The organism is Bacillus sp. EB106-07-01-XG149 (assembly GCF_058791555.1).
On the sequence record NZ_JBYTDP010000003.1, the window covers coordinates 865,447 to 889,014 of the forward strand.

General features: G+C 32.9%; 20 protein-coding genes and 1 pseudogene. 17 read left to right on the forward strand and 4 right to left on the reverse strand.

Annotation, left to right across the window (positions count from 1 at the left end):
• The first annotated feature begins 850 nt into the window (after nt 1-850).
• The 12 genes and pseudogenes from AC3WTA_RS16790 to AC3WTA_RS16845 form a co-directional block, all read left to right on the forward strand.
• Nucleotides 851-1,192: a GntR family transcriptional regulator gene (locus AC3WTA_RS16790; protein ID WP_002160770.1), complete on the forward strand. Its 342-nt coding sequence runs from the start codon at nt 851-853 to the stop codon at nt 1,190-1,192.
• Nucleotides 1,185-2,021, forward strand: a complete 837-nt coding sequence (locus AC3WTA_RS16795) for an ATP-binding cassette domain-containing protein (protein WP_000609241.1) — start codon at nt 1,185-1,187, stop codon at nt 2,019-2,021. The genes AC3WTA_RS16790 and AC3WTA_RS16795 overlap by 8 nt, the downstream gene beginning before the upstream one ends.
• A gap of 42 nt (nt 2,022-2,063) precedes the next feature.
• Nucleotides 2,064-2,753 (forward strand): hypothetical protein, encoded by a 690-nt coding sequence (locus AC3WTA_RS16800; RefSeq protein ID WP_000992378.1) that lies wholly within the window; start codon nt 2,064-2,066, stop codon nt 2,751-2,753.
• A 200-nt stretch (nt 2,754-2,953) separates the two neighbouring features.
• Complete coding sequence (locus AC3WTA_RS16805; RefSeq protein ID WP_000475608.1) at nt 2,954-4,324, forward strand: alpha/beta hydrolase; 1,371 nt, start codon at nt 2,954-2,956, stop codon at nt 4,322-4,324.
• 171 nt (nt 4,325-4,495) lie between these two features.
• Nucleotides 4,496-5,314 carry a DUF4097 family beta strand repeat-containing protein gene (locus AC3WTA_RS16810; RefSeq protein WP_000742824.1) on the forward strand — a complete coding sequence of 273 codons (819 nt, stop codon included), beginning with the start codon at nt 4,496-4,498 and terminating at the stop codon, nt 5,312-5,314.
• Nucleotides 5,315-5,700: 386 nt separating this feature from the next.
• Nucleotides 5,701-6,957, forward strand: coding sequence for a hypothetical protein (locus AC3WTA_RS16815; RefSeq protein ID WP_000990901.1), 1,257 nt, complete (start codon nt 5,701-5,703; stop codon nt 6,955-6,957).
• Nucleotides 6,957-7,664: a DUF6320 domain-containing protein gene (locus tag AC3WTA_RS16820; protein WP_000312746.1), complete on the forward strand. Its 708-nt coding sequence runs from the start codon at nt 6,957-6,959 to the stop codon at nt 7,662-7,664. Before AC3WTA_RS16815 ends, AC3WTA_RS16820 begins: the two co-directional genes overlap by 1 nt.
• Nucleotides 7,665-8,962: 1,298 nt before the next feature.
• Nucleotides 8,963-10,591 carry a peptide ABC transporter substrate-binding protein gene (locus AC3WTA_RS16825; RefSeq protein ID WP_000810615.1) on the forward strand — a complete coding sequence of 543 codons (1,629 nt, stop codon included), beginning with the start codon at nt 8,963-8,965 and terminating at the stop codon, nt 10,589-10,591.
• Between the two features lie 442 nt (nt 10,592-11,033).
• The gene (locus AC3WTA_RS16830; protein WP_000726954.1) at nt 11,034-11,243 is read left to right on the forward strand and encodes a hypothetical protein; all 210 of its coding nucleotides are present in this window, start codon (nt 11,034-11,036) and stop codon (nt 11,241-11,243) included.
• A 59-nt stretch (nt 11,244-11,302) separates the two neighbouring features.
• Nucleotides 11,303-11,683, forward strand: a complete 381-nt coding sequence (locus tag AC3WTA_RS16835) for a BA_1872 family lipoprotein (protein WP_000771817.1) — start codon at nt 11,303-11,305, stop codon at nt 11,681-11,683.
• A 327-nt stretch (nt 11,684-12,010) separates the two neighbouring features.
• Nucleotides 12,011-14,056, forward strand: a complete 2,046-nt coding sequence (locus AC3WTA_RS16840) for a class I SAM-dependent methyltransferase (RefSeq protein ID WP_078176846.1) — start codon at nt 12,011-12,013, stop codon at nt 14,054-14,056.
• A gap of 27 nt (nt 14,057-14,083) precedes the next feature.
• Nucleotides 14,084-14,230 (forward strand): annotated as a pseudogene (locus AC3WTA_RS16845) (radical SAM/SPASM domain-containing protein); the annotation flags it as partial.
• Nucleotides 14,231-14,396: 166 nt separating this feature from the next.
• Here the strand turns inward: AC3WTA_RS16845 and AC3WTA_RS16850 are convergent.
• Complete coding sequence (locus AC3WTA_RS16850) at nt 14,397-14,921, reverse strand: GNAT family N-acetyltransferase (protein WP_000483961.1); 525 nt, start codon at nt 14,919-14,921, stop codon at nt 14,397-14,399.
• Nucleotides 14,922-15,063: 142 nt separating this feature from the next.
• On the opposite strand from AC3WTA_RS16850, the gene AC3WTA_RS16855 reads away from it, so the two are divergent.
• The 3 genes from AC3WTA_RS16855 (at nt 15,064) to AC3WTA_RS16865 (ending at nt 17,810) form a co-directional block, all read left to right on the forward strand.
• Nucleotides 15,064-15,762 carry a response regulator transcription factor gene (locus AC3WTA_RS16855; RefSeq protein ID WP_000414549.1) on the forward strand — a complete coding sequence of 233 codons (699 nt, stop codon included), beginning with the start codon at nt 15,064-15,066 and terminating at the stop codon, nt 15,760-15,762.
• Entirely contained in the window at nt 15,752-16,819 is a 1,068-nt protein-coding gene (locus tag AC3WTA_RS16860; RefSeq protein WP_000695291.1) for a sensor histidine kinase, read from the forward strand. Before AC3WTA_RS16855 ends, AC3WTA_RS16860 begins: the two co-directional genes overlap by 11 nt.
• An 82-nt stretch (nt 16,820-16,901) precedes the next feature.
• Nucleotides 16,902-17,810, forward strand: a complete 909-nt coding sequence (locus AC3WTA_RS16865) for a M23 family metallopeptidase (protein WP_000265690.1) — start codon at nt 16,902-16,904, stop codon at nt 17,808-17,810.
• Here AC3WTA_RS16865 and AC3WTA_RS16870 read toward each other — a convergent pair.
• Nucleotides 17,800-19,095 (reverse strand): Nramp family divalent metal transporter, encoded by a 1,296-nt coding sequence (locus AC3WTA_RS16870; RefSeq protein WP_001030663.1) that lies wholly within the window; start codon nt 19,093-19,095, stop codon nt 17,800-17,802. The two genes, AC3WTA_RS16865 and AC3WTA_RS16870, sit on opposite strands and share 11 nt — an antisense overlap.
• Before the next feature lie 492 nt (nt 19,096-19,587).
• Between AC3WTA_RS16870 and trhO the strand changes: the two genes are divergently transcribed.
• The gene (gene trhO / locus AC3WTA_RS16875; protein WP_000246220.1) at nt 19,588-20,547 is read left to right on the forward strand and encodes an oxygen-dependent tRNA uridine(34) hydroxylase TrhO; all 960 of its coding nucleotides are present in this window, start codon (nt 19,588-19,590) and stop codon (nt 20,545-20,547) included.
• 173 nt (nt 20,548-20,720) lie between these two features.
• Here the strand turns inward: trhO and AC3WTA_RS16880 are convergent, their stop codons facing one another.
• Nucleotides 20,721-22,196: a hypothetical protein gene (locus AC3WTA_RS16880; RefSeq protein ID WP_000387444.1), complete on the reverse strand. Its 1,476-nt coding sequence runs from the start codon at nt 22,194-22,196 to the stop codon at nt 20,721-20,723.
• Between the two features lie 174 nt (nt 22,197-22,370).
• Between AC3WTA_RS16880 and panE the strand changes: the two genes are divergently transcribed.
• Nucleotides 22,371-23,315 carry a 2-dehydropantoate 2-reductase gene (panE, locus tag AC3WTA_RS16885; RefSeq protein WP_001221915.1) on the forward strand — a complete coding sequence of 315 codons (945 nt, stop codon included), beginning with the start codon at nt 22,371-22,373 and terminating at the stop codon, nt 23,313-23,315.
• Between the two features lie 55 nt (nt 23,316-23,370).
• Here the strand turns inward: panE and AC3WTA_RS16890 are convergent, their stop codons facing one another.
• Nucleotides 23,371-23,499, reverse strand: coding sequence for a hypothetical protein (locus AC3WTA_RS16890; RefSeq protein WP_000031869.1), 129 nt, complete (start codon nt 23,497-23,499; stop codon nt 23,371-23,373).
• Nucleotides 23,500-23,568: the final 69 nt, after the last annotated feature.

Here is a 23,568-nt window from a genome sequence, read left to right on the forward strand (position 1 = left end):
TATAATTCATTATAATTTAATAAAATTTAATAGTGATATTATATTAAACTTTTTTGATAGCAAAAAGTAAAATTTCGATATTAAAACAAAATAGAAAAATAGTTATAATTTGAGAATGTTTCGGGACTATTTTGGTTAAGTCTCTTTTTCCTGAATACCACTATCTCACATTCAACCATTTAGAATTTGTAATGAAAAATAAAATATATTCATTATTTTTTACTGGAATTTGAAAAAATTTTATAACGTTGGTAAGCAATGTATAACGTGTATATAGCTAAGAGAGGGATACCTAAAGTATTCTCAACATAAATATGGACCTTGACATGTCAGAAAGTGTATTGTAGATTAGGTTAATGACTTAAACCATTAACCATATAACATTAAGGAGAATACTTCCAAAAGGGCTGAAGTTTCTGTATTTGTACAGGTAACAGAGTTAAATCAAGTGCTATTTTATTTGGAACATAGACACCTAGTAACCTGAACAGTTAAAGTAATTGAAACTTCAAACTACTTGTAGAGCACCTAAATTAAATACGTATCTTGACAAGTTAATGGGGTTATTGTAGATTTGGTTAATGACTTAAATCATTAACCGTATAACAATGAGGGAAGTGGTAACAAAAATATAAACTCTCTATATTTTTAGAGGTAATAGAGTTAAACTAAATGTCATTTTATTTAGAACAAAAACACTTAGTGAACTAATCAGTACGAACAATCAAAACTTTAAACTACTTGCAGAGTACCTAATACACTGAGTATCTTGACAAGTGGATGGGGTTATTGTAGATTTGGTTAGTGACTCAAATCATTAACCATATAACGATGGGGGAAGGAAGTGCTCATGAGAACTGAGAAACCCGTATTTGCACAGGTTGCAGAGATGATTGAAAATGATATTTTATCAGGTACATATAACCCGGATGACTTAATTATTTCAACCACTCAGATTTCTAAACTTCTCTCAGTAAACCCAACTACATCGGTAAAGGCTGTTAAGATTCTTGCAGATAAAGGTGTGCTCTATAAAAAGCGAGGAATTGGGATGGCAGTAACCAATGAAGCAAAGAAAATTATATTGGACGAGCGAAAAAAAGAATTGTTAGATACGATTCGACAATCGATGAAAATTGGTATATCACGAGAGGAAATAATTAAATTAGTAATGGAGGAAAATGATGATTAATTTATCCAATGTAACTAAAGATTATGGCAAAAATGAAGGGTTACGGAATTTTTCCGTAACCTTGGATTCACCCGGTATTTACTGTTTGCTAGGTAAAAATGGTGCAGGTAAAACTACTTTTCTCAAATTAATCGCAGGTCACCATAATACTAGTGCTGGTGAAGTCAGAGTTGGGGGAAACCTCGTAAATATGATGCGTATGCCGGAACAAGTATATTTTGTTCCTAGTGATGCAGAACATTTTAATATGCGTATAAGGGACTTATTCAAGACTGCAAAAGAATTGCACAATCGATTTGATCTTAATTTTGCAATTGAAATTGCTGAAAAATTCAAATTGGATTTAAACAAAAAGTATGAACAAACATCATTTGGAATGAAGGTTATGGTTAACACAATCCTTGGTATGGCAAGTAACAAGGCTATAATTATTCTAGATGAGCCAGTTTTAGGGTTTGATGCTATTACGCGCAATAGTTTTTACGATTTATTACAAGTATGCAATGAACAAAAACCCAAAATTATTATTGTTTCCACACACTTAATTGATGAAATTTCTAAAGTTGCAGAAAAGCTTCTTATCATTGATAAAGGAGAACTTAAATTATATGCAGATATCACTGATATTGATGAGATGGCTTATTCTGTAACAGGTCCAGTTGATATAGTCGAACAAGTAACGAAGGGTCTAAATATTATCGGTAAAAAGAACGTGGGGGGATTTGTATCACAATACATTTTTGACAAGCCAATTGAGGATACAGACACTGTAATGATATCACCTTTGGGTTTACAAGACTTCTTTATCAGTCTTGTTGAAGGAGAATAAAAAGAATTTGATTGCGAAAATATAAAATTAGGAGGACTTAAGATGAATGCACTTGCTGTAGCAAAGCTAAATTTTAAGAAAGTAAAATTATCGTACGTTATTTTTATCTCAGCGATTTTCTTACAAATAATTAGTTACGTAATCAATGATTTACTAGGAACAACAGATAAAGGCCAATTTTATTTAAGTTTTGGATTTTACTCTTATATCATAATTTTAATGAGTGCGGTGCTTATTCCTGCTAGAAATTTCCGGAAAATTATGAATCTTAATGTAAAAAAGCTGGACTATATGAGAGGAATTCTTATAAATTATATTGGTTTCGCTCTTGTGATTTCAGTATTTACGGTGCTTTGCTATCTTTACTTAGATAAATTATTACCTGTTGGTAATAATGGATTTGTAGCCAACCCATTTGGTGTTTTTGGCTGGGGGAATAACGGAGTTAGTATTGCCTTCATTCGTCAATTTGTATTTTTGCTGATGGTTGCTTTGATTGTTCATACATTAACTACAATCCAAGGATCTTGGTATGGTTGGCTTACAGATATTATCATTGTAGCTATCATTTGTGTATTTACACCTATTGCTTCACTTCGAAAAGTATTAGGCTTGATATTTGACACACTAATCTTTACTCCAAACGCAGTTATTCAAATAATAAGTTGTCTTGTAGTATCTGCCATTGTCTATGTTTTATGTGTATTGGTCGTAAGTCGTAAGAAGATTTAAATATTAATAAGTTTTTTATTTACCAAAGGATTGAGGCTTTAAAGGTGAAATGAGCATCCGTTATATTTTGCTGAGTGTAAGTAAATAGGACAGGATAGCATCCTGAGAATCAGATAGAACATAAAAATAACCATCTTAACTATTATAGGCAACTTCATACGCGCTGAGATTACTAACTAAAGATTAGTGGAGGGATTATTATGTTTAAGTTGACCAAGCCTATTGTAGCAAGTGCAATAATAATCTCACTTGCAGCCTGTGGTACAACGCCAGAAAAGTCGGATAAGAATTCACAGAACCAAAATGTTACGCAAGGCACAAAAAGTTTTGATGAGAAAGATTTAAAAATGAAAAGTGCAGCCTATTTGGAGCAATTTCAGAAAAATGATTTCGATCAACTTTATAAAAATGTAACTCAGGAAATGACAAGTAAATTACCTAAGGAAGAGTTTGCTTCTAAATGGAGATCTTTAACATCTCAATTAGGGCCTGCTCTAAATACAGAATCGGAAGTATTTAATTCGAAAGATAAAAATGGGAAAGTGTCTATTACTACAGTACATCGTAAAAATAATTTGCAAACAACTTTTGTTTATACAAAGGATGGTAAGGTAGCAGACATTCAAACTCAGATGCAGCCACTTATAGTGAAACCAAAGGAAGGGGAAAAGTGGGAAGAATCTTCCATTAAAGTTGGTTACAATGAAAAAAAATTGAATGGGTTGCTAACTCTCCCTAAAGGAATAGAAAAGCCACCGGTTGCAATTTTACTTCAGGGATCTGGTCCCAATAATATGGATTCTATCATTGGCACAGGCCTTAATCGTCCTTTTGCGGATATTGCACACGGTCTGGCAGAAAAGGGAATTGCTTCTATCCGTTATGACAAACGCTCTTATGCCTATCCGAATGATGTTTTTGATGTGGAAACAGAATATTTGAAAGATGCTAAAGAGGCAGTTCGACTTGTTAAAGAAGATGAAAGAGTAGATAGTAACAGGATCTATCTAATTGGGCATAGCCAGGGTGGTTTAGTAGGACCAAAGATTGCACAGGATAATCCAGAAATTAAAGGCTTTGTCTCAATGGCTGGTCCCCTACGTCGATTAGAGGATATAGTGTTGACACAGACTAAATTGCGATTGAAACAAGAAAACCTATCGGACGAGCGTAAAAAAGAGGAACTGGATAATACGAAAGCGGGAGTAGAAAAAATCAAGAAACTCAACTCCGCTGATAAAACAGAAGTTATACTTGGTTATCCGGCTAGATATTGGAATAGTTTGAATAAAATCAATGGAGTAAGTATTGTTAAAAATCTAAATATTCCGATGTTTATCATGCAAGGTACAACTGATTTTCATGTCTTAGAAAAAGTGGATTATAAACTGTGGCAAGAAACACTTGCTGGTAAAGACAATGTCAGTTTCAAGCTTTATCCAGGGCTGAGTCATTTGTTTATGCCAGGCGGTTCCGCAGATAAATTTGATGGTAGTATTTATAACAAACCAGCACATGTAGATTCTCAAGTGATAGAAGATATCTCAGGATGGATTAACGCTCAACATTAATTCACTCAAAATGAGAGCGAAATATTATTCTCTTGTAAAGAAAAGTATGGATTCGGCCAAGAGACAAATATTTTGGTCGAATTCCAAATATAAAAATTTATGCATTAAATCTTGAAATCACAAAAATGAAGATTGATTTATGTATTTATTTAGAAAGTGGTGTTATAAATTATGAAAAAACCTTTTAAAAGAGTTTTACCTGTCACTGTTCTTGTTGGTTCAGTACTAGCTTTTACTTCTGCGTGTACAAATGATGCTAGTTCTGATAAGCAAAAACATCCAATAAAATATGAGGAAAAGAGCTATTCAATAGAAGCAGGTAAGATTTCTCAAATATCTCTGTCTGATATGGATCGTAGTGTTGATGTAGTAAAATCAAACGATAATGAAATTCATATTACGTATTTTGAAAATGATAAAGAATCCTATGAAATAAATGTTTCAGATGAAAAGAATTTAATAATGAAAGCCAGTACTAATAAAGAATTGAAAGATTATGTTGGTCTCAATTCCGATAAAACACATAGAAATGTTAAGATATCAGTTCCGCGCGGTATGGAAAGCGGTATGGAAATAAAAACCTCTAAAGGAGATATTAATCTATCAGAAATAAATATATCTGGATCCGTTGACGCAATAACTTCCAATGGGAAAATAAAAGCTTCTAATGTAGCAATTGAAAAAAGCTTCAAAATGGAAACGAAAAATGACGATATCAATTTATCAAATGTGAACGTGAAAGGTTCCGTTGATGCAACAGTTTCAAATGGTAACCTAGATATAGAAAAAGTTGCAGTTGAAGATACATTGAAATTAGATTCAAAAAATGGTGGTATAAATGGAACCATAGTAGGATCATATGATGTATTTAGTATTTCGAGCAAAGCTTCTAAAGGTAAAAACAATCTGCCAGAAAATAAAAGTGGTGGTGATAAAAAATTAGATGTCAATGCTAATAATGGGGACATAAACCTTAAATTTGTTCGTTAATCTTAAAATTTCTAAGTATCCTAGGAAAATATGTACAAAGAAAATAATGTAGTTTCATTTAAATATTAAAAATTTCAAAACTCAAAAACCTTCTACCCATTTTGATCGATTTTTTCAAAATGGGTGGATTTGTATCGCAGTATGTTTTTGGCAAGCCAATTGAGGATACAGGGTACAGAGCCGGTAATTATTTAACCATTGGTTTTACAAGATTTCTTCATTGGACTTGTTGGAGAGGAATAAAGAGACCTTGTTTGTGAAAATATAAAACTAGGAGGAATCTAGATGAATGCACTTGCTGTATGTATTTCTGTACATCATTACTTATAGTGCATATTCATTGAATACAAACTGTTAGATTCTTTCTTTATGCAAAGGAGATAACAATGAACGCAGAGTGGTACAAACTAGATAATGCTGGAAAGCTATATGCTTCAACTGTTACATCAAGAGTTTCTACGGTTTTTAGACTTTCAGTTAACCTTAAAAGCATGGTTAATCCTGAAGTTTTACAATGGGCTATTGAACAAACTTTAGAACAACTCCCTCTATTTAAAGTAATCGTAAAGAAGGGGATTTTCTGGAATTATTTTAAAAAAACGAATGAAATTCCTATTGCTTCAATAGAGCATTACTATCCTTGTTCTAATTTGTTTTTCACCAGTCATAATACATTTCCTTATCGTATTCTTTATTATAATAGAAGAATATCTTTTGAAGTTTCACATATGCTGACAGACGGTACAGGGGCTTTAGAATTTTTAAAAATTTTAGTGACTTATTATGTTACAAGGAAAGAATCTCTTGATTTGCAAATGGAAACGAAAAATAGAATTAACTTAGAGTTTGAAGATTCTTTTGCAACATATTACGAAGAAAATGTACCAAGCTGGCAAGAAGGGCTTGATTATGCATACAAACTTCCATTTAAGTTTGATAAAAAGGGAATATATCATATTACTACTGGAGAGATCGATATAAGGGAAATTAAACAATTAGCTAAATCTCAAGATATAAGCATTACTACTTATTTAACATCTAAATACATAGAGGTATTAATTGAAATCCAGTCTGCGCTAGCAGCTAATACTAAACCTATCACCATTAATGTACCTGTTAACTTGCGGAACTTTTTTGAAAGTCAAACGCTTCGCAATTTCTTTGTCAGTATACCCATAACAATTGATCCTCGTTTAGGAGAATACACATTTCATGAGATTGTACAGAAGGTTCAAATAGAATTTAAACGATATTTAAACAGCAAACAACTGAAACCACTTATTGCTCGAAATGTTCGTGGAGAAAGAAATGTCTTGCTACGACTTTTGCCACTTACTATTAAGGACCAATTGGCACCTATTATACACTCAAAATTTGGGGAAAGTTTGTATACAAGCTCTATCTCTAATTTAGGAGTAGTATCTCTGAATAAGGACATAGAGCCGTTTATTGAACGATTTGAATTCTATCCACCTCCTAGTGTAGGGAATAAAATAAAAGCCGGGGTTATTAGTTTTGGCTCTTACATGTATATCACTTTCGGAAATATATCTGATATTCAAATTGTAGAACGGGAATTCTTTAGAAAACTAAAAAAAGAGGGCATTAATGTGAAAATAGAATCTAACAGGAGGGGATACTAGTGGCATATTGTCCAAAGTGCGGTATTCAGGTAGAAAGGGATCAAATCCCTTGCCCGTTATGCTTTACCTATATCCCTAAAGTCTCAAGTGATGAACAGCTTCTTAAAGAAAATGGTTTTCCTCACTATTATAGTATGTATGAAAATGTAAGAGATAACGTATTAAAGCTAATCTTTCGTATCTTTAGCGTAGGGGCTCTTTTAGCTCTTTTCATTCCAACCTTAATTAATTTTATATTAGCTAAAACGTTAACATGGTCTCTATATAGTAGCAGTTCAGTCATTTCTATTTGGATTGTAATGTATATTTTCTCTAAGAAAATTAAAAGAAAAGCCCTCATATTAAATATTACAATTATATGTTTATTACTTGCATTAGATATGGTTGATAATCAAATAAATTGGTCTGTTACTATAGCAATTCCTATATTTTTGATGTGCGTTACTTTAATTTGGCTGAACAGAAAGTTTTATAAACAGAACAAAAATAGATGGCTTGCTTTTGTAGGAGTAATTACAATATCTGTATTTATTTTAACAGCTTGGATCAGTTTTATATTAGGACATTATAGTAACCGTCCCTATACCTTTTCAAGGTCTCTTAAGGATATGAAAATTTTTTTATCTTTTGGTACCGTATGTATAGTTCTTTCCTACTGTTTTCCAAACAAATGGAAAGAACTATTGAAAAGAACATTTCACTTTTAACGTTTAAAACAATTGTCTTATCCTGTGAACCAATGACATCTCTAATAATAAGTAAAGGCAGTAATCAAAGGTATCTTACATGTGCTCATTTAATAATGTAGCACTTTTTTTATTTTATTCTTCATTATTTATAAACAATTAACCATTTTATGGTTACTCAAAATTAAGAAATTATAAGGACTAAGTAAAATACAATTGAAATTTGTTTGTTTAAATCCTAATACAAATTTAAATACATATATATTTATTTTAGAAAGAATCGTTATACGCAACTGTACCTTTTAATTAACAGATTTGCTATTAAAAATCATGGTAAAGATGTACGTAGATATATATAACTAAAGTAATTCCTTTATAAAAAAAGTATCCACTTTCTTGTCCTAAAACAATGATAGAATTAGAAGTACCCACTTTCTTGTCTAAAAAGTATCCATTTTCATGTCTTTGTACAACAAGAGGAGGGGAGAAAATAAACTTAAACTATAAATTTCATCTTCACGTTAAATTCCTATTTAACGAACAGTTTGATGCTGGAATAGAATTGATTATAGTAGAGGTACCAATCATGTATTGGTGCCTCTATTCTTTTGTGAAAAACTACTAGGTAATTAATATGTAATTTATGAGTTTATACAAATGTAATTCTAACCTATAAATTCTAATATTTAGTTTGAATGTTAATTTATTTTATTCGATCGATTTGAGGTGCGCAACATAGGTAAGAAAGAAATATTAGTCGCTAAAAATAAAATTTTAATGTCCTGATACATCACATAGAATATGTAGAAATGGAAATAGCGCTTTTGTCCGCTATATTATATTACTGAATATGAAAGGTTTTTAAATAGTCTGTCAATAATCAACTTGTTGTTGATGATGGAAAGTTTGTCACGGATATATGTGATGTACTCATTACAACACTAGAAACTTTATTTTTTAATCTGTCTACCTTAAGGGGAGCATATCAGGTCTTCTCCACAGCCTATTTTTGTATCTTAACTTCTTTTTATGTGTTAACACTGATAAAAAAAGATAGATTTTTTAGGATGACGCTTTAAAAATTATTGTGACGAACGTATAGCTATTTATGTAGAAGAGTTAGTTTTGAAAAAACATTTCCTTCAAACAATTGAGACGACAACTAGTTTTGATTTTATTATGGAAAAGCTATCCATTTCTAAAAGGATAGCTTTTTTCTTGAACGAATAAATATTCAAAAGAATGTCGCATCTTTCTGTTCATATTTCTGCTATAATATATAACGCTTTATAATATTTTATACTTAAGGAGAACAATTCATGAAGCAAAAAAAGAGCCATTTAATGGTAATGGCACTTGTTACAACTTTATTATTAACAGCTTGTAATAATAAAGCGAATAAAAGTGATGCAGAAGCTAAAAAACAAGTGTTAAATGTAACAGTATCAGAAGAAATTCCTTCTCTTGATACTGCGAAAACGATGGATGGTACATCAGCGCACGTTATGCAAAACATATTTGAAGGTTTGTATGTATTAGATGATCAAGATCAGCCTATTCCAGCAGTAGCAAAATCGTTTAAAAGAAGTAAAGATGGTAAAAAATATACATTTGATTTGCGTAAAGATACAAAATGGTCAAATGGAGACAGTGTGACAGCAAATGATTTTATGTTTGCGTGGAAACGTGCAATTAAACCTGAAACAGCATCTCAATATGCGTACATGCTCTTTCATGTGAAAAATGCGAAAGAAATTAATAAAGGAACAATGCCTCTTGATACACTTGGGGTTAAAGCAATAAATGATTATACGTTAGAAGTGGAACTCGAACAGCCAATTCCGTATTTTTTACAGTTGTTAGCACTGCCGATTTACTTACCACAGCATGAATCATTTTTGAAAGAACAAGGAAAGAATTATGCATTGGAACCTAGTAATCTCATATATAACGGGCCATTTGTATTAGAGAAATGGAAGCATGAACAAGAGTTTCAATTAAAGAAGAATGCTACATATTGGGATGAAAAGAAAGTGAAATTAGACGAGATAAACTTTCAAATTGTAAAGGATACAATGACGGCTGTTAATTTATACGAAGCTGGTGATTTAGACCGGGTGTCTATTAATTCTCAATTTGTAGACAAGTATAAAGGGAATAAGGAATTACATATGTCGAGCGATCCTGGAATTGCTATGATACGTTTTAATGAGAAAAATAGTGCGTTAGCAAATAAAAAGGTGCGCCAATCTATTTCATTAGCGTTAAATAAAGAAGATTTCGTTGCTCACTTTATTAATAACGGGGCAAAGTCTGCAAGTGGACTTGTACCGGCTGGTCATATAAATGAAGAGACTGGTAAAGATTTGAGAAAAGAAAATGGAGATCTTTCTCCATATGATTTGCAAAATGCGAAAAAGATTTGGGAAGAAGCGAAAAAAGAACTGGGAGTAGAAGAAGTAAACCTCGAGTTTTTAACGTATGAACAAGATAATGCAAAACGTATGGCAGAATATATAAAAGGTGACTTAGAAAAGCATTTGCAAGGACTCACGATACAAATTAATCAACAGCCATTTAAGCAAAAATTACAGTTAGAACAAACAGGAGATTACGATATATCTATGGCAAATTGGGGACCGGATTATAAAGACCCAATTAGTTATTTAGAACTCTTTACGACGGATAATCAGAATAACAAAATGAATTATTCTAACCTTCACTACGATGAATTAATAAAGAAAGCGAAAAGCGATTTTGTACTAGATCAAAAGAAAAGATGGGAAGCATTGCAAGAGGCCGAGCGTATTCTGCTAGAGGATGCTGCAGTTGCACCGCTTTATCAAATGGGATCAGCTTACATACAAAAGGATTATGTAAAAGGAATTGAGAAGCATCAATTTGGTGGTGTTTATACGTATAAGAATGCTTATATCGCTAATGAATAAATACAAAAAACCTTACTTTTTAAAAAGTAAGGTTTTTTTAAAGAGTACATGGAATAAGGGAATACAGTACAAATCAGCATACAAACAATCTCTTGTTGTAACTATGTTTGTTTTTAATTATATAAAAAATATTAGATTATATATTTTGTCATTGATATACTTAAAAGGTAATTGAGGTATTAAGATGAATCGATAGCGATGTTTGTGTATAATTATTTGAGTATTATAAAAATAAGGGAGCTTAAGTGTTTGATTTGAACGGGGCTTTTTCTATATGAATTAATGGATATGTATAATACTTGGGGATATTAATTTGGGAATCTCGGGGGATCCTTTGAAGCTAGAAAAAGCAGAGTCAAATTCCATGTACCATTAGGTCCTGGTGTAGGTTTATGGGATTTGGTTTAGAAGTTAATGTTAAGGAATAAAGGGGATAATTAGTATGAAAAAGAAAATAAAAAGATTTAAATATTTTATGGTTGTATTAGCCTGTATTGCAATTTTGGGTACAATTTTACCTAATGCATTAGATCCAAATGAAACATTAGCAGGTAACATCTCAGTTGCAGTTTTTGGTACAATGGGTACTTGTTTATTATTTTCTATTACTTATTTTATTATAAAAACAGTTATTTTAAGAGGTGGGAAATAAGATGGTACAAAATTTAGAGTTAGAAATTTAATTCATATACATAAAAAAGGAGAATTTCTATGAAATTACTACGTTTATTTATGATTCTCACTCTTGTTGTATTGTTAAGCGCATGCAATACAGCAACACAAGTCACAAAGGTTCAAAAAAATGGCGAAACGACTTTAAAAATTGGTTCGTTGCAAGGGTATTACGATGTGCAAACGATTAAAGCTGAAAAAGGAAATGTGGAAATTCCTTATGAAGCAGCCGTTGAAGAAGGTACGATTTTATTGCAAGTTACAAAAGGTGATAAGGTTATTTATGAAGAAGAAGTCACTTCTCAACAAGAAGGTCTGCTTTCTTTTGAAGCGCCAAAATCCGGATCATATGATTTAATTGTACGAGTGAAGGGTGAAAAAGAGAAAGCAAAAGAAATTCAAATACATACTAAGCTATGAAAAAATGGCAAGTGGAGTGCACCCGCTTGCCGTTTCTATTTTCGGTTGATTCTATCACAACAAATGTTTATTAATGTAAGAAATGCTTCGCTGCGTCCTGCTGTTTATTCCGCCGAAATTCCTGATGAAGTTAAAATAAGAGATGAACAAAAGAATGTGTTACAAACTTGGCATGTTAGAAACGAAATTGATAACTCTCTTTTACATGATAAAAAGACTCGGTTTGATGCATTTGTATTTGAAAGAGATATAGATGGTAAAGGGGAGATAAGGTGATAATCTTTTTAGAGAAGATGTCCCAGACCATACTACTGATATTGATTATATATGGGGGTAAATAAGTTGAAAAATATTGAGGTTCTAAATAAATACATTGAAGGGTTTTCTAATACTCTCCCTACGTGGTTAAAGTATCTAATCGAGGCAGAGGAGATACATCAAAACTATGAGAATGTACAAGTACTTGGTGAATTAAAAACAGATGCGGTGTTGTACTATGTACACCGTACGCTGCAAGTGTTAGATGGATTGTCTTTAGATGAAGAAGCGTATCGCATTATTGAAAAAGTACTAACGTATAGTGAGCTTGCAAAGGTAGGCTCTTTAAAACAGCGAGAGAAATGGAAGAAGAACGGAATCAATCTATTGGTACATAACGAGGGTTCTGCTGATATCTTTAGTGATATTCAGTTTATCGAACATATAGAGACAAACTTAAACTCTACTGAGTATTTGTTTGTTCGAGATTTAATTAGAACACATGGATTAATCGGGCAGTATATCCGCGGAGAGGCTCGTTTGAACTCTCATATTGATTTAATTGACACATATAAAGAAGAATACGGAGACGTTAGGTTAAAGGAGATTCTATACTATCTTAATCAATGTATTATTGAAGGTGTATCAAAATCTTTGTGGAGCGAAGTAAAGAACGATGTGAAGATTACAATTGATGGGCTATTTGATGGTTATGTGGAGCCATTTACTTCTCGTGTACATAGACTCACGCCAAAACATAAGGAGTCAGTATTTGAAAAAGATATAATTATGGGGAGCGAGAAGAGAGACGTTCAAACATTTTTATCTGATAAGGATTTGTGGTATGTAGAACCGTCTATGCATGCCCTTAGCTTCGAGGATATTTGGACAGTTTTTGTTATGTTAAAGAACGAGATAGGCACTAGAAAGGTTCAGCATATCCATTTCGAGAAATTGATGCAGCAGTTGCACTATGATTTCAAAGGCGAGAAGAAGGACAATGTGTATCGTAAGCGGGTTATTGAGAAGTATCTACGGGAGTACCGTGAGAACGAGAAGCCGAATACAACACATGTTTCTTTTGAGGTTAAAGTCGATGAAGATATGAAGACTGCGTATGTGTCATTTCAGTTTTCTGCTGTAGGTGAAGCGTTAATCATCTTCTGTGTAGAGGCAGAAAAGATAGATATGATGCATGCTCGGGCAAATGTACTGCTCTTTGATTTCTTCGGGTTACGAAAGGATGCATATGATAGATTCCATAACGAAGAAGTGTATTTGGAGCATATGAATAGTTCGGCTGATGATAAACGAATTATTCTTGATTATATAAAGGGAGATACGATTGTAGATGTCGGATCCGGTGGTGGTGTTATGCTAGACATGATTGAAGAAGAGACCGAGGATAAACGAATCTACGGTATCGATATTTCCGAAAATGTGATTGATACGTTGAAAAAGAAGAAACAGGACGAAAGTCGTTCTTGGGACGTCATTAAAGGGGATGCAATCAACTTAGGTAGCTCGTTTGATAAAGAATCGGTTGATACGATTGTGTATTCTTCTATCCTTCATGAGCTGTTCTCTTATATTGAGTATGAAGGTAAGAAATTCAATCATGAAGTAATTAAAAAGGGGTTACAGAGTGCTTACGAGGTGATAAAGCCAGGAGGTCGTATTATCATTCGTGATGGCATCATGACTGAAGATAAAATGTTAATGCGTGTGATTCATTTTAAAGATGCAGGTGGAATGAAGTTCTTAGAGCAGTATGTCCGTGAATTTAAGGGGCGTATAATCCAGTATGAGGTACTTGCAGACAATACAGTCAAAATGCCTGTTAACGATGCGATGGAGTTCTTATATACGTATACATGGGGTGAGGATTCCTTTGTTCACGAGGTGCAAGAGCAGTTTGGAATCTTTACGCCAAACGACTATAAGGATTTCGTAAAGGGTATCTTTGGAGATAAAGTAAACATCGTTCAAGCTATGAACTATTTACAGGATGGATATACACAACATCTTAGCGAGAAAATCGATTTTAAAGATGAGTCTGGGAATGCGGTTGTGCTACCGGATAGTACGTTCTTTATGGTTTTAGAAAAGAGGTAATGATATTGAAAACTTATAAAAAGTTTAGTTTGTGGGTTTCGATATGTTTGTGGAGGATCTCGTTCTAAATCATATGCAATGACGGGAGATTACATGGAAAGCGAACCTTTCTGTGTATACATTCCAAATGCATTGCGAAAACAGAAAAAGAACGTAAAAAAGGGACATGAGTAAGAATATGCTCATGCCCTTTGTTTAGATTATATAATTTATTGTACTTCGCATCAGTCGTATGATGATCTAAGAAATGAAAAACGCTCGGTTTCCCATCTTTCGTTAAAAATCCACTATCTTGATTCATTATGCTGAAACGAGTTTTTACGTATAATTTCTATTAAACTCATTTTAATAAAGAATAATAATTTGTATCATATGGGATATCATCTTGATACATATAATTTTTTAGAACGCCTTCTTTTTCAAATCCTAATTTTAATAGCACTTTATTGGAAGCTTCATTTTCAAGAAATACAATTGCTCCGATCCGTTTTAAATGAAGTGTGTGGAAACCGTATGATATAACTTCAGAAACAGCCTCCGTCGCATATCCTTTTCCCCAGTGTTCAGGGAGAAAGGCATAACTTATATTGGCTCGTTTATGCTCAGAAGACCAATCGTGAAAACCAATGGTACCAATGAGTTCTTTATTGTCTTTTAATTCGATTCCCCACTTTATACCGCTTCTTGCATTGTAACTGAGCTTAAAGTTATGAATGACTTGTTTCACATGATCAACATTTTGTAATGGTTTTTGGCCATAATAGCGCAGTACATCAGTATTAGAAAAGCATTGTAGTATACTCGGTGCATCTTCTTCGGTAAGATCTCGTAAAATGAGTCGGTCGGTTTTTAATATAGGAAACATGCTTTCACTCCATTTCTTCTGAAACTAGAATGTGTTGTTATTATATAATTTAATCTGAAAAAAAAGATTATTCAAGAGGGAAGTATGGTTTTAATTTGTGATAAAATTGATTGTGGAATATATTTCAAAAAGAGGTTTATATATGGAGAAAAACTCAATTTTAATTGTAGATGATGATCAAGATATTGTTCGATTTGTTAACGCGAATTTAATGCAAGAAGGTTTTAAAGTTTTTAGTGCTCATAACGGAGAAGAAGCTTTAAAAATAATAAATAATAACAGTATCCAACTTGCTATTTTGGATATTATGATGCCACAAATGGATGGGATAGAATTGTGCAGAAGGATTAGAGAAAAACATAGTTTACCAATTATGTTCTTAAGCGCAAAATCATCGGACGTAGATAAAGTAATTGGATTTAGTACTGGGGCAGATGATTATATTGTGAAGCCGTTTAGTACAATTGAATTTATAGCGAGAGTGAAAGCTCAATTAAGAAGGTATACATATTTCAATCAAAATGCTGTCCAAGTAATAGAAAAGAAAATAAATATTAGAGGTTTAGAAATAGATGAAGTGTCTAGAACAGTAATGTTATATGGAGAAACAATCAATCTTACGAAAACTGAATATGATATTTTGTACTTAATGGCTGCTGCAAAGAATCGTGTGTTTACTATTGAAGAAATATATGAGAGCGTTTGGAAAGAAAGAGCCTATGAAAGTAATAATACAGTAATGGTTCATATTGCAAGATTAAGAAATAAAATTGAAGAGAATCCAAAAGAGCCGAAGTTTATTCAAAATGTTTGGGGAGTCGGATATAAAATTGAAGATTAAATCATTACAAGGCATTAGAACTAAGTTTTTTATCGCATTCATATGTAGCATTTTGTTAGCAACTGTAAGTATAATAGCGTTTCAAATTGTAGTTGGAAATATATATAGTCATGTTACTGCATTAGAGGAAAAATATTCATTGTTATATTTAATGGCTTTTTTAACTTTTACTACAATATACTTTGCATTCATGACAAAAACAATGATGAAAAGGCTATCTGAAATAAATAAGAACGTGAAAGAAATAAGTAATGGTAATTTGGAAATACATATACCTATTTCAAAAAATGACGAGATTGGTGAATTAGCAACGAATGTTAATAGAATGGCCAAAAGTTTAAGAGAGTCTATCGAAAATGAAAAAAAATCGCAGGAAATGAAAAATGAAATGATTAGTAATATTTCTCATGACTTACGAACACCTGTAACATCTCTAATAGGTTACGCGGACCTGTTAGGAAATCAGCTTCATTCAAATGGAGAAGAATGTGAACAGTATGTAAGTATATTAAAGCGAAAAAGTTATGAATTAAAAAATCAAGTAGATGATTTATTAGAATATTGTCAAATAAATTATAGAGAAATCGAATTACATAAAAGTGTAGTAAATATGAAAGCGTTCATTGAACAAATCATGATTGATTTTGTACCACTACTAGATGATGCCGATATGAGCTTTTGTATTAACGGTGATAAGGAGTTACATGTGGAAATGGATGTAGCGCTTATGGTGAGGCTATTCGAAAATGTAATTAGTAATAGTATTATGTACGGGAAAGACGGAAAACAGATTTTGATTCAAGTTTCTAAAAGAGACATGAATGTTGAAATAGAAATTAAAAATTTTGGACAATGCATTCCGAATGAGGACCTTCCTTACGTTTTTGAAAAGTTTTATCGTGGTGAAAAATCACGTAGCTCTCATACGGGTGGAAAAGGGATGGGACTTGCAATTGCGAGAAGTATAGCAGAACTTCATAAAGGAGATATCACTGTGCGTAGTAACGATAAAGAAACTGTTTTCATTATCGTTTTACCGCAGTATAAAGAAATGTAAGAAAGTCGTAAGTATTTCTTTTTTATGTCGTAATGTTCACTTCGTATCATGTAGAACAAAGATATGAGAGTGGGGATACAACATGTGGAAGAAATATGTATTAGTAATTTTAGTTGCATTTTTAATTATAAGTTGGAGTGTAGTTTATTTAGTTAATGGTGTTATATCAGTTATTGTTTGGTGGAGTATACAAGCCTTTAGCGTAGTATCAATCTTTATTTTGATAGGGTCAGTATTACTATTTGTGTGGAAAGTTATTTTCAGAAAGCGAATAGATAGAACACTACTCTTCATAGTTCTTTTCTCTATAATTGGTGCTTGGCCTTTAGGGTGGTTTGCTAACATAGGCGGACTTGCTTACCCAGCAGATGTACAGACTATGAGTCCTAAAATAGTCGTTCGTTTTCCCTTAAATGAACGAGCACTAGTAGGATGGGGTGGTGATCGGTTAGAAACGAACTATCACGTTATAAAACCGAATGAAAGGTGGGCATATGATATTCTTATTCCGCCTGCTGAAGCGAAAAGTAGTAATTTAGGGGATTATGGAATATATGGAGCGAAAGTAATGGCACCAGCTTCTGGAACAGTTGTATCTATCAATAATGATGAAAAAGATGTAGTTCCAGGAGAGGATGATTTTCAGTCAATGGCGGGGAATCATATTTATTTACGACTAGATGAATCAGGGACATTTATGGTTCTGGCCCATTTAAAGAAAGGATCAATTAAAGTGAGGGAAGGCCAACATGTAAATGAAGGAGAGGTTCTAGCCCAAGTCGGTAACTCCGGAAGTTCAAGTGAGCCGCATTTACATATTCATCATCAAAGGCAGGATCCATCAAATGTGAGCATATTTCTTGCGGAAGGATTACCACTTTACTTTCAAACTGAGAAAGGTGTGATAATGCCAGAAAGAGGTACATACATAAGTGGTAATGAAAAAAGGTATTCCAGTTTTATTGGAATACCTTTTCTCATTATCCTATAAATGTTTGATACAGTAAGAAAATATTTAAAATGATAACAAGTGCAGCAATGATCCAAGCGATAAAGGTTGTTATGCGGTGGTTAACGAGTGCACCCATAATTTTTTTACTGCTTGTAAACATAATAAGTGGTACTAATGCAAAAGCAATACCGAATGATAAGACGACTTGGCTCATGACTAGAGCGTAAGTTGGATTTACACCTAAAGCGATAATAACTAAGGGTGGAATCATTGTAATAAAGCGGCGTAAATATAACGGAATATGCATTCGAATGAATCCTTGCATAATAATGTCACCTGACATTGTACCGACAGAAGAGCTAGATAGTCCTGCTGATAAGAGCCCAATTCCAAATAAAGCAGCCGATACTGGACCGACTAAAGTACTGAACTGGTTAAAAGCAACATCAAGATCTTCAACATGCAAGCCATTTTTAAAGAATAGTGCAGCAGCAACAATTAACATACTCGCATTAATTGCTCCAGCGATAACCATTGCAATAATGATATCAATAAATTCGAAACGGAAAATCTTTTTCTTTTGTTCGTCAGTTGTTCCAACCACGCGGCGTTGTGTCAATGCAGAATGTAAATAGATTGCATGTGGCATTACTGTCGCACCTAATATCCCTGCTGCAAGTAATATACTGTCTACACCTTGGAATTTCGGAATAAATAGTCCTGAAAGAAGGGGACTTAATTCTGGTTTTGCATAAAAAACTTGGATTCCAAATGCTATTACTACAATAAAAATCATCCCTGTAATAATAGCTTCTAGTGGGCGAAATCCTCTGCGTTGAAACTCAAGAATAATAAATGATCCGACTGCTGTAATTAAAGCAGCTGGTAACATAGGAATTCCAAATAATAAATACAATCCGAGTGCTGCCCCGATAAATTCAGCTAAATCTGTAGCCATAATAACGAGTTCACCTTGTATCCATAAGCCGATAGACACAGGTTTTGGAAAGTGCTCGCGAGCTATTTCAGGTAAATTATTTCCCGTAGCAATTCCTAATTTAGCTGATAAAGTTTGAATTAATACTGCCATTAAGTTAGAAGCGAATATAACCCATAATAGTAAATATCCGTATTGTGAACCAGCTGCGATATTTGTAGCAAAGTTACCAGGGTCAATATAAGCTACGGATGCGATAAAAGCGGGTCCTAAAAACGGTAACAGTCGTTTCCAGCCTTTCGTTTCGCCACTTAAAGCTAAGTGTGCGGATTGAACAGTTGTACTTTGAGAAGGGACTTGTTCATCTTTTGATATATCTTTATTCATAGTAGTTTTCCCCTTTGAAATGTTAACTTGATGAAATTATTGTAAGTATTCTTATTGTTTATTTCAATACATTTAGATGTATTAGATGATATTTTTATTTGAACACAAATGTTTCCTTAGTGCAAATTATATGCCTTGCTGCAATAGATGGTGTCGTGTTATAAAAAATTGGGAGTTTATGGTGTGATGACGTGGGGAAACATAATGAATTAAAGGGCTATTTTTGAAATTTATGTGAACATAAAGCCTATAATACAGCATATTAATTGATGGAATTGCATTTGTATGATATATAATATATTGGGATTACAACTTAACCATAGTGTTTTGATGTGTAATCTTGTTTTTTATTTTTGTTAACTTATAGAAAATAGTATAAAGAGAAGAAAATGGGATGCATAAAACTTTGGATACATTTTCTTATTATATATGTTTTGATATGAACGTTAACTTATACATGATTTTAAAAATTAGATAGGTGGTAGAAATACATTGGCAACTACAAAACCATACAGAGTATTACTATATTACATGTATACAACAATTGAAAACCCTGAAGAATTCGCTGCAGAGCATTTAGCATTTTGTAATTCACTTGAATTAAAAGGAAGAATCCTTGTAGCTAAAGAAGGAATTAACGGAACTTGTTCTGGAACTGTAGAACAAACAGAGAAATACATGGAAGCAATGAACAACGATCCACGCTTTGACGGTATCGTATTTAAAATAGATGAAGAAGAAGGGCACGCATTCAAGAAAATGCACGTACGTCCTCGTCCAGAGTTAGTGACACTTCGTCTAGAAGATGACATTAACCCACACGAAATAACTGGAAAGTATTTAGAGCCAAAAGATTTTTATGAAGCAATGAAACAAGAAGATACAGTTATTATTGATGCACGAAATGATTATGAGTTTGATTTAGGACACTTCAAGGGTGCAATTAAACCAGATATCGAATCATTCCGTGAATTACCAGATTGGATTAGAGAAAACAAAGAAACACTTGAAGGTAAAAAGATTTTAACATACTGTACAGGCGGAATTCGTTGTGAGAAGTTTTCTGGTTGGTTAGTTCGTGAAGGCTACGAAGATGTAGGTCAGCTTCACGGCGGTATTGTAACGTACGGCAAAGACCCAGAAGTACAAGGTGAGCTTTGGGATGGACAATGTTACGTGTTCGATGAGCGTATCTCTGTACCAGTAAACCAAAAAGAGCATGTTATCGTTGGTAAAGACCACTTTACAGGTGAACCTTGTGAGCGCTATGTAAACTGTGCAAATCCAGAATGTAATAAGAAAATTTTATGTTCTGAAGAAAACGAAGCAAAACATTTACGTGCATGTTCTCATGAATGTCGTGTACACCCACGTAATCGTTATATCGTGCAACACGAATTAACTGAAGAGCAAGTAGCTGCTGCATTAGAGAAAATCGAAGCAGGAAAGTAAGATAAATTAGTGTAATAAAAAAGTACTCCAAATTTTATTTTGGAGTACTTTTTTTACTATGCGGTACTTTTTTTGTCAGTTTTTGTCGGTAAGTCGATATAATTTAAAAATCGCTAATAAAAATTTCATTTACTGAAGCGTACCACGTATTTGTAATTTGAAAATAACCTTCTTTACTTCTTATCATCTTTCTCTTTCACAGCAGAAAGTACAGTTTGTTTTACCCATGATTTTCTTCGTTTATGTTGTAGACTCCATTGGTATAAACTTTGCGCGCCTAAAATAAATGAAATGACTATGCCGCTGATTGCTATTAAAAGTGCGAAAAATTCAAGTGGCGACGAGATTTTGTTTGAATCGGTGTTTCTTAAAAGATCAATCATAGTAAACCCTAACATTTGGCCTACTACAGAGTAGAGCGTTAAAATTAATAGTAAAAGGCTATCTTTTTTAGAAGCGACATTTTCTTGATATTTAAACAAACTATCGAGATTTTGTTTTGCATTCGAGTAAAGTACTTCAATATTAAATAGTTTTCTTAAGCGGAAAAAAATATCTTCACTCTGTGATTGGGATACTAACTCTAAAGAAAAGTAATTCGCTGTAAATGAATTGATTGAATAAATTAATTTCTCTATTTCATTTGTATCTTGATCAATGTTTAGTTCAGCATAAGCGTTTGCCATCTTTAATAAAACAACTTTATGAAATAGATTTAATAACAAAGCGTAATAAAACTCTCCGTACATTTGACTAGCAAGTTTAGCGAATTCGTGTTCATCCTCGTTTGTTATACATGTGAAAATATGTTCTTCCATAATAAAGTAGCGATTAGGAGCCCATCTTTGATAAGAATGTTTTGTTAAATAATCTTGAATATAAGGAACATTATTTGCGCTAATATAGGGCTTGCCATTGTCTGTTAATCCGGAAAGACTGGAAGCTCGGTATACATCGATTACATGAAGGTCTGACTTTTTGTTTATGGATAATAAAGTTTGTACATACATTCGTTGATCTTCAAAGAAGGGGAATGTTTGAAAGTAAGAACTCCGCAATCTCTTTTTCTCAAAGAAGTCTGTTAAGCCATGAAATAAATCGCCGAATATGAGCTTCTCTACTTGTGAATATTGTTTTCCGTTACATTCAATACAGATAGTTTCAGTTGTATCATTTTTAGTTTCAAGGACACGGAAGTGGGCGGCAAATTCGATTGCTTCTGACAATGTCATGTTTGGAGCGGTTTCTACTTCTGTCCGAATTGTTAAGAAGCCAAGCTCATAAGGACAAAGTGTTACGTCAATAGAATGAATTTTGAATGGAACGGAAATCAAATTTGTTGTTAAATGTCCAGTTAAGTTAAGGTCTTTAGAATAGCGCTGCAATCCTTTTTGGTGCTCTGATTGAGGAAATAGAATTTTATTTGTAAATGAAAGATAGTATGCTTCCATATTTTGATGTGAAACTTGAAACTTTCCGTAGTATGTATTTTCATTTTCAAGATGATCGAGTCGAAAAGGGCGAAAATCATTTTTCTGTAAGAAAGGGAACATATTTTGTTCATATCCAGTTTTAAAAGAAAACGGGAATATAAATTGAAATATAGCTGTTGCTACATCTTTTTCCTCGATTGTCTGTATTGCCTCCATTTACATTGTTTCCTTTCATATATGCTATAAAAACAACATGCCCAAATTTATTTGAAAATAACCACTGTTTTATACTTGATTAAGAATGAAAATTCAGCTTATTTAGTAGAGGACATGTATAATGTTATGTATACTACATGTTATAAAATTGTATTTTGAAAAGGGGGATGTTGTATGCGTATTTTAGTATTAGGAGCTGGTGGCGTCGGAGGATTTTTTGGTGGCCGATTAGTCGAAAAAGGGGAAGATGTTACGTTTCTTGTTCGTAGTAAAAGAAAACAGCAATTAGAGGAAAAGGGACTTGTTATTCGTAGTGTGAATGGGGATTTTTCCTTCCAACCGAAATTAATAACGAAAGAAGATCGAACTTCTCCATTTGATGTCATTTTATTTTCAACAAAAGCGTATCACTTAAACGAGGCGATTCAAGATTTGAAGCCGTTTGTAGGTGAAAATACTGTCATCATTCCATTGTTAAATGGTATTGCTCATATATCACTATTACAAAAAGAATTTGGTGAAGAGAAAGTGATTGGCGGTCTATGTTTTATCGAGACGACGTTAAACGATCAAGGAGAAATTGTACAAACTAGCGCTGCCAACAGACTTCTGTTTGGAGAAATGAAGTTTCAAGATTCAGAGAGAAAACAGCATATTGCTAAAGCATTTGCAGGTACGAAATCTAGTTTTGTTTTAAGTGAAAATATTACGCAAGATATGTGGCATAAATATTTATTTATTACTGTAATGTCAGGTGTGACAACATTAATGCGTGCACCAATAGGACCGATTCGTGAAAGCGAAGGTGGACGTGATTTTATTCAAAACTTATTTGAAGAATGTGTGCAAATCATGAGATATATAGGGGCACCAATTAAGGAAGATATTGCCCAGGAACATATGAAAACAATTGATAAAATTTCGTATGATATGAAGTCATCGATGCAGCGTGATATGGAAAAAGGTTCGTCCATTGAAGGGAAGCACATACAAGGATACTTACTAGATGTAGCAGAACAGTTTTCTATGGAAGCACCATTATTGGGTGCAGTATATCAAAATTTAAAAGTGTATGAAGAAATGATCTTTAACAAATCAGCAATAGAATTGGATGTATGAAAAAATAAAAAAGAAAGCAATATATAAGTGTATTGCTTTCTTTTTTTATGACAACTTATTTATTTCTTTTCGTTCTATCTGTCAAATTTATTTCCTGTTCACGTTTACCGTATAATTGATTAATTTCATTTGCTAATGCATCTAAATAGGAATCAGAAAAAATAGGCTTCTTTTCTTTAGACATATGGGTCTCCTTTATCGTTTTTTAGTATTCATTATGTATATTTACCAGCGGATTATGCGCAATCATTTT

Coding starts and splice junctions, on each gene's coding strand:
- AC3WTA_RS16810 (WP_000742824.1), top strand. CDS start 4,496: ATGAAAAAACCTTTTAAAAGAGTTTTACCTGTCACTGTTCTTGTTGGT.
- AC3WTA_RS16870 (WP_001030663.1), bottom strand. CDS start 19,095: ATGAATAAAGATATATCAAAAGATGAACAAGTCCCTTCTCAAAGTACA.
- AC3WTA_RS16840 (WP_078176846.1), top strand. CDS start 12,011: ATGGGGGTAAATAAGTTGAAAAATATTGAGGTTCTAAATAAATACATT.
- AC3WTA_RS16865 (WP_000265690.1), top strand. CDS start 16,902: ATGTGGAAGAAATATGTATTAGTAATTTTAGTTGCATTTTTAATTATA.
- AC3WTA_RS16815 (WP_000990901.1), top strand. CDS start 5,701: ATGAACGCAGAGTGGTACAAACTAGATAATGCTGGAAAGCTATATGCT.
- AC3WTA_RS16890 (WP_000031869.1), bottom strand. CDS start 23,499: ATGTCTAAAGAAAAGAAGCCTATTTTTTCTGATTCCTATTTAGATGCA.
- panE (WP_001221915.1), top strand. CDS start 22,371: ATGCGTATTTTAGTATTAGGAGCTGGTGGCGTCGGAGGATTTTTTGGT.
- AC3WTA_RS16835 (WP_000771817.1), top strand. CDS start 11,303: ATGAAATTACTACGTTTATTTATGATTCTCACTCTTGTTGTATTGTTA.
- AC3WTA_RS16795 (WP_000609241.1), top strand. CDS start 1,185: ATGATTAATTTATCCAATGTAACTAAAGATTATGGCAAAAATGAAGGG.
- AC3WTA_RS16790 (WP_002160770.1), top strand. CDS start 851: ATGAGAACTGAGAAACCCGTATTTGCACAGGTTGCAGAGATGATTGAA.
- AC3WTA_RS16805 (WP_000475608.1), top strand. CDS start 2,954: ATGTTTAAGTTGACCAAGCCTATTGTAGCAAGTGCAATAATAATCTCA.
- AC3WTA_RS16830 (WP_000726954.1), top strand. CDS start 11,034: ATGAAAAAGAAAATAAAAAGATTTAAATATTTTATGGTTGTATTAGCC.
- AC3WTA_RS16825 (WP_000810615.1), top strand. CDS start 8,963: ATGAAGCAAAAAAAGAGCCATTTAATGGTAATGGCACTTGTTACAACT.
- AC3WTA_RS16880 (WP_000387444.1), bottom strand. CDS start 22,196: ATGGAGGCAATACAGACAATCGAGGAAAAAGATGTAGCAACAGCTATA.
- AC3WTA_RS16855 (WP_000414549.1), top strand. CDS start 15,064: ATGGAGAAAAACTCAATTTTAATTGTAGATGATGATCAAGATATTGTT.
- AC3WTA_RS16800 (WP_000992378.1), top strand. CDS start 2,064: ATGAATGCACTTGCTGTAGCAAAGCTAAATTTTAAGAAAGTAAAATTA.
- AC3WTA_RS16850 (WP_000483961.1), bottom strand. CDS start 14,921: ATGTTTCCTATATTAAAAACCGACCGACTCATTTTACGAGATCTTACC.